Source organism: Chlorobium ferrooxidans DSM 13031 (assembly GCF_000168715.1).
Lineage (GTDB): Bacteria > Bacteroidota > Chlorobiia > Chlorobiales > Chlorobiaceae > Chlorobium > Chlorobium ferrooxidans.
Map to the genome: position 1 here is coordinate 50,700 of NZ_AASE01000015.1, position 12,906 is coordinate 63,605.

Annotated in this window: 8 protein-coding genes; 1 reads left to right on the forward strand and 7 read right to left on the reverse strand. The window is 50.8% G+C overall.

All coding sequences use genetic code 11. From position 1 onward, the window contains the following. The 4 genes from CFERDRAFT_RS08070 to CFERDRAFT_RS08085 form a co-directional block, all read right to left on the reverse strand. Entirely contained in the window at positions 1-414 is a 414-nt protein-coding gene (locus CFERDRAFT_RS08070) for a hypothetical protein (protein WP_040433516.1), read from the reverse strand. A gap of 389 nt (positions 415-803) precedes the next feature. After that, positions 804-4,607, reverse strand: coding sequence for a magnesium chelatase subunit H (gene bchH / locus CFERDRAFT_RS08075; protein ID WP_006366724.1), 3,804 nt, complete (start codon positions 4,605-4,607; stop codon positions 804-806). A gap of 148 nt (positions 4,608-4,755) precedes the next feature. Further along, positions 4,756-7,173 (reverse strand): TonB-dependent receptor, encoded by a 2,418-nt coding sequence (locus tag CFERDRAFT_RS08080; protein ID WP_006366725.1) that lies wholly within the window; start codon positions 7,171-7,173, stop codon positions 4,756-4,758. A gap of 283 nt (positions 7,174-7,456) precedes the next feature. Beyond that, positions 7,457-8,659: an aminotransferase class I/II-fold pyridoxal phosphate-dependent enzyme gene (locus tag CFERDRAFT_RS08085; protein WP_006366726.1), complete on the reverse strand. Its 1,203-nt coding sequence runs from the start codon at positions 8,657-8,659 to the stop codon at positions 7,457-7,459. 237 nt (positions 8,660-8,896) lie between these two features. Between CFERDRAFT_RS08085 and CFERDRAFT_RS08090 the strand changes: the two genes are divergently transcribed. Then, positions 8,897-9,889 (forward strand): NAD-dependent epimerase/dehydratase family protein, encoded by a 993-nt coding sequence (locus CFERDRAFT_RS08090; protein ID WP_006366727.1) that lies wholly within the window; start codon positions 8,897-8,899, stop codon positions 9,887-9,889. 210 nt (positions 9,890-10,099) lie between these two features. On the opposite strand, the gene holA is transcribed toward CFERDRAFT_RS08090, so the two are convergent. From holA to CFERDRAFT_RS08105, 3 genes are all read right to left on the reverse strand, one after another. Then, positions 10,100-11,140 (reverse strand): DNA polymerase III subunit delta, encoded by a 1,041-nt coding sequence (gene holA / locus CFERDRAFT_RS08095; protein ID WP_006366728.1) that lies wholly within the window; start codon positions 11,138-11,140, stop codon positions 10,100-10,102. 129 nt (positions 11,141-11,269) lie between these two features. Beyond that, positions 11,270-11,779: a single-stranded DNA-binding protein gene (locus CFERDRAFT_RS08100; protein WP_040433521.1), complete on the reverse strand. Its 510-nt coding sequence runs from the start codon at positions 11,777-11,779 to the stop codon at positions 11,270-11,272. Between the two features lie 74 nt (positions 11,780-11,853). After that, positions 11,854-12,648 carry a dihydroorotate dehydrogenase electron transfer subunit gene (locus tag CFERDRAFT_RS08105; protein WP_040433517.1) on the reverse strand — a complete coding sequence of 265 codons (795 nt, stop codon included), beginning with the start codon at positions 12,646-12,648 and terminating at the stop codon, positions 11,854-11,856. Between the last annotated feature and the right edge of the window lie 258 nt (positions 12,649-12,906).

A 12,906-nucleotide genomic window follows, 5' to 3' on the forward strand; every position in this document is an offset into this window, starting at 1 on the left:
TCAGATCAGCAGGATACGATTCTGCTGGAAGAGGTTGGAGGGTTTACCGAGAGATGAAGGTGTTGAAAATATCCGGTTATTCGGAATATGGATGCAGTTCTGAAGGGTATGATAAGGGATATGCACTATGGATGTGAATCCGGGAAACGAAGGATGGGATCTCTCTGAACCGAGAGAAGCGTTTAATAACCCGCTCAGACGATCAATTCCGAAACCGGGGGGCAGTGAAATACCGGGAAGTGAACGGTCTCCGGAAGCTACAATCCCCTCAGAGAGAGAGTTCGTTTTTGACTTGGAGTTGAATGACCCAGTCTTGACAAGCAGGTTAAAGCCGACAACGGAGACGACGAAGAAGATGAACACCTCAATTGAACGCCAGATGTCGCGTGCTATATTGCAGTGCCTTTTGTTCATAGGGGTTGTTTTAGAAGTAATATACCAAAAGGGGAGGTAATAATGAAACGGGCTTTCTTGGGTGTGCCGGGTGCTGAGAAGATTTGTCAAAAAAAAAGACTTAAAGGACAATAGTGACTTCAACGACGAAGAGAAATATCAGTGCAACCAATCAACTCAAGCTAAACCTGCTTTCAGGTCCTTAAATCGCCCATAAGTCCTGTAAGTCATACAGGTGCTGTACTTCCCGGCCTCCGCGACCGCTATACAAAATCTTTTCACTCTTGTCCACTCTGTCCATTAGATGTCCACCATTTCTTCGTCCACTTACGTCCACTTCTCTTTTTTTAAAACAAAAAAGCACGGGGTGAACCGTGCTTTTTTGTTTAATGATCTTTGTGTGATGCAGCTTACACCTCGATGCCTTCCAGACGGTCTTCGAGATCGGAGTAGATCTCCTGAAGTTTTTCGATCATCTCCGGATCGGCGCTCCACATTCCTCGGCCGCTTGCTTCAAGCATACGACCTACAATGTTCTTGAAGGCTTTTGGATTGACCTTCATCAGGCGTTCACGCATTTTCGGGTCCATTGCGTAGGTTTCAGCAGCCTCCTTGTAGACCCAGTCGTCTACACCCTTGGTGACGGCATCCCATCCCAGCATGTAGGTAAACCGGTTGCTGATTTCGGTTGCTCCGCTGTGACCCTGTTCCAGCATGGTCTCGAACCATTTCGGGTTGAGCAGCTTGCTGCGGAACTCCACCTTGAGAGCCTTGTCGGCATCGTCGATTTTAACATCGGCCGTAAAGGTCTCTACGTAGTTCAGTTTCACATTGTCACCTTTCGGGTTGCGGCGTCGGGCCGAGAGCTGAAGTGCTCCCGATGAGGAGAAGTAGCGGTCAATATCGGTAATGCCGAACTCTGCCGAGTCAACCTGCTGGACAACCCGGTCAACTGTACTGAGCAGACCTTTGAGAATATCGGTCTGCTGGTCACCGTATCGGTTGCCGCCGTAGGCAAAACCGGTGCGCTTGATGAACATGTTGTCGAGATCCTCCTCCGACTCCCATGCGGAATCTTCAACAAGCTCCTCAACCTGTGAACCGTAAGCGCCGGGTGCCTGGGTGAAGAGACGCGAGGTTGCGCTCTCGAAATCACTGCCCGCTTTAAGTGCCGCATCCACATGCTTTTTGATGTGGTTCATCTCATGCGGCTCAATGGCTTTTGCGGCATCCTTGACCAGTTTGTCAAGGTGATCGACAAGGACTCCGAAGGTGTCACGGAAGATCGAGCTGATCTGGATCAGGACGTCGATTCTCGGACGGCCGAGCTTTTCGAGCGGAACGAGGCTGTAGTGACTGATTTTGCCCTGCGCATCGTAAGCCGGTTCGGCGCCCATGAGATGAATGATGACGGCAACAGCTTCACCCTTGCTTTTGATGGTGTCAAGTCCCCAGAGTACCTGTGCAATAGTTTCCGGGTACTCGCCGTTGTTCTCTTCAACGTGGCGGTTGATAATGGAGTCGGCAATCTGCCTTCCGCGCTTGAAGGCCAGTTCCGAAGGAATGCGCCACGGGTCAATGGCGTGGATGTTGCGTCCGGTCGGCAGAATCCCTGCTCCGTCACGCACCAGATCACCACCTGAGCCCGAAGGGATATACTGGCCGCAAAGGGCGCGGAGGAATCCCTTCATCTCATTGCTGTTATCCTCCAGAGCGCGCTTGAGAGCAACTCCTTCCTGGAGTGCGGTGTTTATGGCTTCACCCATCTCCTGCGAAATTTTTGCTCCGCCGGTAAGCACGTTAAAGACAGTTGCCGGATTGCTCTTGCCGAAAATGGTCTGCTGGATAAACTCGCGAGTATGATCGTCCACCTGTTCACGGGCCTTCATGGCCTGTGGTTCTCCCTTGCGGGCGCGGGTTGCGAGCGAGGCATAATCGCCAAAGAGTTTGTCTTCACCGATAGCCTGCATGATGATGGATGGCAGCGATTTTTCATTGCCGCGTACCTTCAGGTATTCGGTGATCGTTGTTACCTGGGTTTCAAGCTTCGGTGTTTCGCCAAAGACGTGCAGCGAGTTGGATATCAGGCGTCCTTCAAGCTCCATCATGTAGGTGTAGAGACGGCTGATATAGTCCTGGAAGCTTTCGCCCTCAATTCGCGGGCAGTCATCAGTCAGATTGAGTTGCTGCGCCTTGGTGAGAATGACCTCTTCGGTTTCGACATCCACAATCTTTTCAAGTCCTCGCTCGCGGTAGTCATTGAGCATCTCCTTGAAGGCAGGCAACTCCTTGTAGAGCCCGGCTCTGGCAAGCGGAGGAATGTTGTGCGAAATCATGGTGGCGTAGCCGCGACGCTTGGCGATGTTAGCCTCGCTCGGGTTGTTGATCGGGTAGATATAGAAATGCGGTACCTCACCGAGCAGGGCATCAGACCAGCAGTCACCGGTTACACCGAGCTGAAGACCGGGCATCCACTCTGCCGTGCCGTGCATGCCGATATGTACCATGGCACTCGCACCGAAGACGCGGCTGATCCAGCGATAGAAGGCGATATACTGATGGTGCGGTGTATTCTCCTTGTCGAAGAGCAGGCGCATCGGGTCGCCCTGGATGCCGAGGCGCGGCTGAACACCGATAAAGACGTTTCCGAGTGTGAGTCCGCCGATAAAGAGCTTGTCGGGCTTGATCGGCCCGATCTCGCCGGGGAAGCCGCTCCAGCGCCCTTCAATGCGTTCACGCTCTCTTGAACTGGTGATGCTGTTGAAGGTCTCGCGGTCAATGGCAAAGCACTCCTGCTCATGTGCCTGAATTTCGTAATCGGTAGCTTTGTCGAGCATCGCAAGCAGGGCTTCCGGTGATTCCGGCAGTTCGCCGACATTGTACCCTTCAGCTTTAAGCGTCAACAGAATATTGTAGATACTTTTCGGTACGTCCAGCAGAGCTGCGCTTGCCTTTTTACCCATGCCGGGCGGATAGTCGTAGACTACAAGGGCAACCTTTTTGGCCTTGTTCGGAAGCTGACGCAGTTCGGAAAATTTTTTGGCGATTCCTGCAAGCCTCTCAAGACGGTCAGGAACAGTCTGAAGACGGCCATCCTTGATCGCTCCGAGTACAACCGGGCATACGGCACCGTCCATTTCCGGCAGTGAGTAGGTCATCGCAGACTGGAGAGGTACCACGCCCTGCGATTTCCAGGAGGCAACGTCCTGTATGAAAAGCGGTTGTGAAACGACGTAAGGTGCATTGATCTTGCCCAGAATCTCGTCACGCGCGGCTGATGATGCGCCCGGTGTGGTTGCGCCCGCCGGGCCGCCCACAAATCCGAAGCCCATCATGTTGACGAGCATGTCGATATTGTTATGGGTAAACCACTCCCTGGCAGCAACGTGACCCTCAACACCCATGACAAAAACCGGCAGGGGATTAAGTCCTTTTGCTTCAATAGCCCGGATTGTATTGTCGATATACTCCTTCTCCTGCAACAGATGCTTGCGGAAAAAGAGGAGGCCGATGTTTCTGTTTTTCTCAGAACCTTTCTTATGCTTGTGCAGCCATTTTTCGTAGTGGTGCAGATCCTTCTGGTACTCCGGTGCATCCGGGTGATAGAAGCCCATCGTCGGGACCTCAACCACCTTTTCAACCTTGACTCCCGCTTCAAAGTACTCTGCCATGATGTAGTTGAACATCGATGCCAGATTATCAGTGGTCGGGTTCATCCAGTAGGTGTAAACCTGCATCCAGTTCTTGAAATCCTTTGCCTTTTTCGGGATGAGGGGCAGCATGGTGCGCATGATTTTCAGCAGCTTCATGTAGCCGTAAAGCGCATCCTCATCGCGTCCCTTTACCAGCATCTTGGCAACCTTTTTGACGATATCGGGCATACCGCTTCCGTCTCCGGAGACGACATAACTGCCTATTTTTGTCATCTGCATCACTTCAGGCATAGACTCATAGGCAAAGATGGTTTTCACCTTCGACTGTTTTATCTGCTCCTGAAGCCAGTCAGCCTGTCCCTTGAACTGTATCAGTGTGGTGAAAATGCAGTCGGCATTGCGGATGGCTTCAGCCGTTTCAGGGTTCTGATGTTCAAGGTCCTGATCGGTCCATTGGGTCAATTCGGCATGTGCGGAAATTTTAGCCGTGACCTCGCGCCATACCCGCTGATTGCATTGCTCCATCCCGACAATAGCGGCAATTCTGATTTTATCATGCATAGAATTACAAAAGATGTGCGTTTGATGTGGTTGTAACAGGATTGAAAATGTAATAAAATCCCTTGATGAATGCTAACGATTAAAAAAGCCAGCCCCTCCGGGGGAGGGGCTGGCGTCAGAAGTGATAGCTAAAGTGCCTGTGGATTTCTCAGAAGGTGAAATCTACACCTGCAACATAGCTGCGTCCGGGAGCACGGAACCACTCGGCCTCTTCATACTGCGTATTGCCGATGTTTTTGCAAAGCAGGCTCACCGAAGCGGTTTCAGCAGCCTGATACTTCAGACCGGTATTGAATATCACAAAATCACCAGGATAGTTGGCACTGGTTGCGTTTGGATGTGACGTAACCGATTTGTAAAGAGATACATAGCGAGCATTCACGTTAAGCGAAAGCTTGCCGGTTGGTTTCCATGTTGCGCCGGCAGAAGCGGTATGCTCAGGACGGTATGCAAGCCAGTATGGATCAGGGTTCAGGTCGTTCGTCGCATCCGCACCTGCTACATAGGACCGGTTTTTGGCCTTCATGTAGGTGTATGCCGCGTTGAATGCCAGGTCGGATGAGGGTCTGTAGTTCAGACCGGTTTCCACGCCAAAGATACGCGCTTTGGTGATGTTCCTGTACTGAAACGCTCTGGTTGATTGGGTAATGACCGACTCGATAAGGTCATTATAGTTGTTCAGGAATCCTGCTATATCCAGTGAGAGCTGGTCTCCGAACTCCTTGAACATGCCAACCTCATAAGCGGTCATGGTCTCCTTGTTCAGCGCCGGATTAGGTGATCCGGTGTATGGTCCTGCACTGCGAACAAAGCGTTCGTAGAGGGTAGGCGCACGGAAACTCTTGCCCCATGAAGCTCGCAGGGACATATCATCCATTGCTTTGAAGTTGAGTGCAACACGGGGACTGAACGCATCGACTGATTTGTGCTCAATCGCTACATAGGAGCCACCTGCTGATGACTGTGCCAGATCGGCATTGATACCGCTCCAGTCATAGCGAAGTGAGAGCAGGGAGGTCAGTTTGTCCGTCACCTTCACCTCATCCTGAACAAAGAGAGCCCGATTGTCTTCCCTGATATCGCCAAGGACATTTGCTGTCGGCCACTGGGCGGTAAGCTGGGTTGTCATGACATCGGTTGTACTTCCCTCGGCACCCAACAGCACCCTGTTGTTGTCGTTTGCTCTCCAGTCGATTTTTGTGCCTGCACCGAAACGATTGGAATAGGTTTCGTTGAAATCGCCCACAGCTTTATTATAGAAAGGTATAGAAATCTGTGGTGCAGTAGTTGTATTGTACAAATATCTGGTTCCGTTATGGGTAAAGAACAGCCGGGTATCAATGCTGAGATTGTCACTGATAAGGTTGACATAGTTCAGACCGACCAGTGCATTATTACGCTTGATCATGTCATCGTAATAGTACTGGTTGTTATTGATATCATAGCCACGTTCAGGATGGGCGGTGAATACCGTGAAGCTGTCTCCGGTATACCACTCATAGGCATAGCCGCCTTCAGTCTGATTGTAAAAGGCGCTGAGCAGGAGATACTGGCTGGCATCGATATCGTAACGAACTTTTAGTTTTATATCATCAAGTATCGTATTGGCATTTTGGCGGTAGCCATCATCCCGGCTGGTTGTGTAGAGGATGTTGTAGTTCAGTTTTCCGCTCTTGTTGCCGAAACCGACATAGGTGTTCCAGAACCATGGGGTATGCTTGTCATTGTAAAACACACTCTGGTCGGTTGACGGGGGCTGAGCGTAGAAGCCGCCATTTAAACCGGCTTTTACTTCGAGTTTGTCCGGAAGGTGACCGAAAACGTTTACAACACCGCCCATGGCGCTTGAACCGTAGAGGGTTGCAGCAGCACCTTTGAGGATTTCAACCTTGTCTGCGGCATTCATGTTGACCGAAGACCAGGCCACTTCACCGGACTCCGGTGCATTGATGGGAAAGCCGTCATACAGGGCGGTCACACGGGTGCCGATACCGCCACCCTGATAGGTGTTGGAACCGCGGATCTGAACACCGGAGGAGGTCTGGCCGCCTGCGCGGGTTACCACAACACCGGGAACATCCTCAATCACTCTGTCAAGAGTCGGGTTGGCCTGCTGCTTGATCTTTTCCTGTGAGACCACGTTGGCGGTTACCGGTACATCAAGGCGGTTCTGCTTGTAGAGCGAAGCACCGACCACGACTTCGGAAGCCATAATGGTGGTCTGGCCGATCTGCAGGTTGATCTGGTAAGTCTGGCCGTTAGCAACGGTTACAACCTGGCTTGCCGGGGCGTAACCTACAATGGAGATGGAGATTTTCTGCTGTTTTGCGGGAACACTGGGGAGTGTAAAGTTGCCATTCATGTCAGTAGTGGTGCCTATAGAGGTGCCGGCAATACTGACCGAAGCTCCGTAAACGCCTTCACCGTCTGCCTTATCGGTGATTTTACCTTTTACTATGCCGTAGTCAGCTCCGAGGGCAGGGAGCGGCATCAGTGTAGCCGTCAGGCAAAATGCCGACAGAACAAAACGGGCCACGCGATACTTCTGCGCATGTTTTGTTTTCATGGTTGTGTGTTGTCTGGTTGCAATGATACGAACGAAAAAAAACAGGATAAAAATTTGTTAATCTTTGTCAGCTTTGCAATAATCATCAACACAGTATATCTGCAATCAGTACGGTGATAACCCGGGCATAATTCTTCATATGGCCATAGTAACCGCAATTTATTAAAAAAAAAGGGAAATGTGCAAAAGTGCAGGTGAAAGTGTCGTAAATCAGGGAGAGGGGAGGAATAAAGAACCCCCGGTTTTGGCCGGGGATAACTCAAATAAACTATGTACTTGCAGCTCAGATGACCCCGAGTTCCTTGCCTATGGTGGAGAATTCGGTGATAACCTTGTCGAGGTGCTCCTTGCGGTGGGTTGCCATAAAGCTTGTTCGCAGTGCTTCGTGGCCGGGCATAACCCCGGGGCGGATAAAGGCATTGACGTAAACCCCGGCATCAAACAGCTTTTTCCAGAAAAGAAGTGTTTTCATCTGGTCACTGATCAGCACGGTCACAATGGCTGTCCGTGAGGGCATGAGCGTGAAGCCGGCTTTAAGCAGTCCCTGGCGAACGTAATCGGTATTTGCTATCAGCCGCTCGGTGAGCTCGGGCTCATTGCGGATTATTTCGAGAGTTGCCAATACGGCAGCTACGCTTGCGGGTGTGGGCGAAGCGCTGAAGATCAGCGATGATGCGTTGTGTTTGATATAGTTGATGACGGAGCGGTCGCCTGCGACATATCCTCCGAGTGAACCAAAAGTTTTTGAGAAGGTTCCCATGATGAGATCCACCTCGTCAACCAGACCGAACTCCGACGGGGTGCCCCGACCACCTTTGCCGATAACTCCCACAGCATGGGCGTCATCAATAAGAATGCGGGCATTGTATTTTTTCGCCAAAGCTACAAGTTCGGGAAGATCCACAATTTCACCGGATACCGAGAAGACTCCGTCGGAAACAATCAGTCGTCCGGCAGATTCCGGGATTTTCTGAAGAACCCGCTCCAGATCCTCCATATTATTGTGATTGTAACGGACAAGGTTTGCGCCAGCGCCCTGCGCCATGATGGAGGCAGCAACAAGGCTTGCATGGTTGTCACGGTCCGAGACAATATATTCGCCGCGCTGCACAAGGGTAGGGATGATGCCCTGGCCTGTCTGGTAACCGGTACTGAAGAGCAGGCAGCGCTCCTTCTCGAAAAAGTCGGCCAGCTTTTCTTCAAGTTCAATGTGAAGATTGACGGTTCCGGTCATGTATCTCGAACCGCTGCAGCTTGTTCCGTATTTATTGATAGCCTTGATCGAAGCTGCCTTGACCCTTGGGTCGGCAGTCAGGCCGAGATAGTTGTTTGATCCGGCCATGACGAGCTTGCGCCCGGCAAAGGAGACGACCGGCCCTTCATTTTCGTCTATCGGATGAAAAAATGGATATACACCCTGAGCCTTTACTTCATCGGCAAGGGTAAACTCAACGCACTTTTTAAATAAATCTTTTGTTTTCTCCACAGGAATGCAAATTTATCTCAGCTGTAACAAAAAAAGCCGGAATTTCTTGTTCTTACGGTCGTAATGTTTTGTTTTTCTGTCGGTGACCGGGTTTCATCAGGGCGCTTTTAGCCTTGAACCGAAATGTATCAAATTTTTTATTTTTTTTGTCAAAACACGATCCGGTTTTTTTCCTGTCAGACAGGAAAGAGCTGTGTAATGGGCGTAACTGTTTTATAAAAATGAACAAAAGCGGATATGGGTGAAACAATATTAGTGACGGGGTCAACGGGCTTTATTGGTTCGAGGCTGTTGAGTCTGCTTGAAAAGGAAGGGGCAGAGATAAAAGTTTTTCTTCGTCCCGAAAGTGCCGGAGCACCCATATCCGGGAATATCGGGATTGTCCGGGGCAGTTTCACTGATGATGAGGCGCTTGCCGGTGCAGTGAGGGGTGCTGACCGGATTGTACATCTTGCCGGGGTTACCAAAGCAGCTGATGCTGCCGGTTTTGAAGCCGGAAATGTTATGCCGGTCCGGAACCTTCTTACGGCAGTAAGGAGGCATAATCCCGGGCTTAAGCGCTTTCTGCTTGTCTCCTCCCTTACTGCTGCCGGTCCGGCAAAGGATGGTCTTTCCGGTGTCAGGGAGTCGGAGCAATGCAACCCTGTGAGTGCCTACGGTCGAAGCAAGTTAATGGCGGAAAAGCTCTGTATGGAGTATGCAAAGGATATTCCTGTTACCATTATTCGCCCTCCCGCCGTATACGGACCGGGTGATCGTGATATTCTGCAGATATTCCAGATGCTCGCAAAAGGGGTGCTCATATCTGCGGGCAGAACCGGGAGGCAGCGTTTCAGCATGATCTATGTTGACGATCTTCTTGAAGGTATTTTGCTGGCAGCCCGCGCTGAAAAAGCAGTTGGCGAGCTCTATTATCTAACCTCTCCTTGTTCGTTCTGCTGGGATGATGTGATTGCTGCTGCCCGACCGGTACTTGGTTTCAGGAGGCTTTATAACGTTTCCCTTCCGGTTCCTCTTGTTTTTCTTGTCGGAACCCTTTTCGGTGCTGCCGGTGCATTGATCGGCAAATCGCCACTCATCAATCGCGATAAGGCCAATGAACTTGTCCAGGACTACTGGGTCTGTTCACCGGAAAAGGCTGAACGCGATCTTGGTTTTATTGCCGGTACCCCCCTTGAAAAAGGCGTTGCCATAACCATAGACTGGTACCGGCGAAAAGGGTGGATGTAGAAAAGTGCTGAGTCGCGAGTGCTGAGTGCCGAGAGGAAGAGAAGATTTTTGGCCACGAAATACACGAAATTACACGAAAAAAGAGGAAGAGATGTGAATGTAAGGGCGGGTTGCACGCGCCCTCTTTGACGATGAAAAGGTTACCCTGATATTCCTCTTCGTCGTTGTTGTCCTTGAAGTCCTTTTTGTCCTTTTTTAAGTTTTCTCTTTTCACCCCAGCAGTTTCTGCATGAGCTTCAGGAGCAGGAATTTTTCATCCGGAAAGGGGAGCAGTCCTTTGAGTGCGGCATCGGTTTCCTTCAGGGCGGATATTGCCCGCTCGGTATCGGAGAGTGAAAACGACCTGGTGTAGGTCAGGTAGTTTTTTACGAAGTACTCCTGTTTGCCGTACATGCCGAGAATTTTGGCGATTTCAGCCTGGGGCAGCTGTCGGACTTCGGGCAGAGAGAGTTTCCAGAGACGAATATAAAACGTGGCGAGATACCGGACGATGTTTCCGAGTCCCTCCTTCTGTCCCTCCTGATCCATAATCATCAGAGAGATACCGCTGCAGAGCCTTAGATTGCGAGCCGCAAGAGCTTTTTCCAGTTCAAAGACATTGTAGGTGCGTGATATGCCCACGCAGTCAAGCACATCGGCAGCGGTAATAAGCTTCAGGCCGGTTCGTGCGGAAGCATACATAATGATTTTATCAATCTCATGGCAGATCTCCCGTGCGGATGGCTGGATATAGGCGGTGAATGCCTTGAGCGCGTCAGGTTCGAACTCCCAACCGGAGGATTTGGCCCTGTCGGAAGCAAAGAGATCCGGATTTTTAATGACCGGAAACTCTTTGCGGTACATTTTCAGCGTGCTGAACGGTGGTTTTTCCTGCTCCTTTTTCTCGATCTGGTCGGCATCTATAACAAGCACAGTGAAATCTGCCGGATTCTGCATGTACCGGCTGAATTTCTCTTCATGCTGTTTTTGCAGCTCTTTTGTCGGGGGCTTTTTGATTTTTTCAAACTGCCGTACAATAATAAGCTGCTTTTGGGTGAACATCGGGTACTCGGATGCTTTCGATACAAGCTCTCCCGGAGTGAGGTCCGGGCCGTAAAGGATATGCGTATTGGCGGCAGCATCGATCTCCGAAGGAAAGAGTGCCGTTTTTATCATCTCCGCAACCTCCTCCTTCAGGTAGCTTTCCGGGCCGTAAAGGAAATAAACCGGCGCGATCGTTCCGGCCCGAATACTCTTTTTCAGTGCATCCATTTATTTAAGAAGAGATTATGGATTTTGAATTCTGAATTTTTGATTGCTGTAGGGGAAATCCTGCGTGATCGCCCTGTTGGCAGGTGTTGAGCACCGGGCGCAGAGAACCCGGCACTCAGCACTTTCCCTTTAAAACGGAAGGTCATCCTTGTCGCTCTCAAGCAGGGGTGCAGAAGGAGGAGCAGATGGGGCCGAATAGTCAGAATCACTCTGCGAATAATCGCGTTGCGGAGTTTTGTCCGACTGACGTTCGTAATTCGATGCCCCGCCTTCATGGTATCCGCCCATACCGGCACCCTGATCCCTCTGTCCACCGAGCATCTGCATATCAGTGCAGATAATGTCGGTTGCATATTTCTTTTCGCCGCTTTTCGGGTCATCCCAGCTTCGTGTCTGCAGTTTCCCCTCGATATAGACCTCGCGTCCTTTAGTCAGGTATTGCTGGCATATTTCGCCAAGTCGTCCCCATACGGCAATGTTGTGCCACTCGGTCCGTTCCTGTTTCGAGCCCTGGGCATCCTTGAATGTTTCGCTTGTGGCGATGGTGAAGTTGCATACGGTGTTGCTGCCAGCCTGACGGCTAACCGGATCTTTGCCAAGGCGGCCTATGAGCATTACTTTATTGAGTCCTCTTGCCATGGTGTTTCGGGGTTCATTGAAAAAAGCTTTCGGGAATGCCTTTCCCATGTTTTTTGAAGATATATCTCTGTGTTCTATAGTACAAAAAGTTCAGCATCGATGACGGGGCCTTCTTTACAGAGCAGGAGAGTGCGTGTGCTTCCGTCAGGAGTATTGATTTCAACACTGCAGCCGTAGCAGATACCTATGCCGCAGCCCATAACCGATTCAAGGGAGAGTTCACAGGGGATGTGATGCTGCCGGCAGCATCCGGCAAGTGCCTTCAGCATCGGATTGGGACCGCAGGCAAACACTTTGAGTCCTCCTTTTGTTTCAAGAGTGGGCAGAACACTCTCAAGCAGCTCAACCACATTCCCGCGGAAGCCGGCTGAACCGTCATCTGTCGCGAACATCAGGTTGGTAAGTCCGGGGGCTATCAGATCCTCTTTTGTTCGACCTCCCACCAGATTGATTACCGTTTTTTGGTCAAGGGCAAGTGCTCTCTCCAGAAAGAGCATCGGTGCAGTGCCTACTCCTCCCGACAGAAGGATAGCGGTATCAAAGTTTTGACCGGAGGTATTGAAGCTGTTTCCGAGCGGTCCGAGTACCATCATGGAAGTTCCCGCAACGCTGTTGCTGAAGATGGCGGTGCCGCTCCCGATTGATTTGACCATGATATCAATTGCGCTGCCCCTCACATTGTGGATGGAGAAGGGTCTTCTGAGCAGTGGCTGTGTGCTTTCACTGACCTTGATATTGACAAAGTTTCCCGGTTTTGCCGCGGCGGCAATTTCCGGGCACTCCAGCGTAATGATGCTGATATCGCTGCTGATTAGCCGGTTTTCTGTGATTGTTGCCCGGATATCGGCAATGGCGTTCGTTTCGATCATAACGGGACTCATTTCAAAGAGGGTGAAAAGAGGATAGAGGTTGAGAGATCAATAAAGAGAGTTGTCCTGTCATTTGCAAGCTGTTTGCCCTCACCTTCTCATTTTCATAAAGCGGTGGTGCAATGAATTTCTTCCTCCGATTCAATTCCTTTGTTCGGCTCCTGATCGTATCGGGACCCGTCACCCGATAGTGAGTTCCCCCGGAGCTTGAAACCGCAAAGGCTCACCGAGAAGGAGTAGATTTACGCATAATGCACC